The sequence below is a fragment of the Pseudomonas sp. 1912-s genome, from assembly GCF_029269205.1.
Lineage (GTDB): Bacteria > Pseudomonadota > Gammaproteobacteria > Pseudomonadales > Pseudomonadaceae > Aquipseudomonas.
Genome location: NZ_JARIXR010000076.1, coordinates 1 through 832 on the forward strand (window position 1 = coordinate 1; position 832 = coordinate 832).

At 56.8% G+C, this 832-nt stretch carries 1 protein-coding gene; it reads right to left on the minus strand.

From position 1 onward, the window contains the following. Nucleotides 1–551: 551 nt before the first annotated feature. The coding region (locus tag P3C29_RS32595) for a transposase (RefSeq protein WP_275966464.1) at nucleotides 552–832 on the minus strand (281 nt) is incomplete at its 5' end.

Sequence of the window (832 nt, forward strand, 5' to 3'; positions counted from 1 at the left end):
CCTGCCCCGTCGCGGCTAAACCGGCGTCCTGCCGGTTTACCCGCTCCGTACTACCTGCGTTCGGCCAGCGTGGTTTAACGGGGCGCCTAAGATCAAGATCAAAAGCAGATCAACAGCACAGCGGCCTACAGGCCGGCTTGAGTGGTGTGAAGCAAAGGCAACATCAAGATCAAAAGCTACAGCGGGCACGGTCAAATGTGGGAGCTGGCTTGCCTGCGATGGCATCGCCTCGGAGCACCTGAGAGACCGAGTTGTCTGCATCGCAGGCAAGCCAGCTCCCACAGAAAAGCAGAGCTGCATCCGTTTCAGATTTGGCTTTCGCTTTGGCTTTGGCTTTTGCTCTGGCTTCTACCACTCAAGCCGGCCTGTAGGCCGCTGTGCTCTTGCTTTTGATYTTGATCTGGCTCTGACTGCCCCAATAAGCCCGAGGCCGAACGCAGGGATTGAGGAGCGGGTAAACCGGCAGGACGCCGGTTTAGCCGCGACGGGSCAGGGACGSSCCGTCGCGGCGGCCCGCGGAGCAATGCCGGAGTGAGCAACCGTGTCGAAATTCAAGCCATTTCAGCGAAATGCTTTTGATCGCGCACCATCGCATTCAGGATCGTCAGCAACTTTCTCATGCATGCCACCAGCGCTACTTTCTTCGTCTTCCCTGCAGCAAGCAGRTGGTTGTAAAACCTCTCGATCACCGGGTTATGGCTCTTCGAGGAYAAGACAGCCATGTAAAGGACACTTCGCACCTCAGCTCGACCACCCCATATCCGTCTACGTCCTTTGTAGAGACCGCTATCACAGTTAAAAGGGGCCACACCAACCAATGCAGCCACTTGTT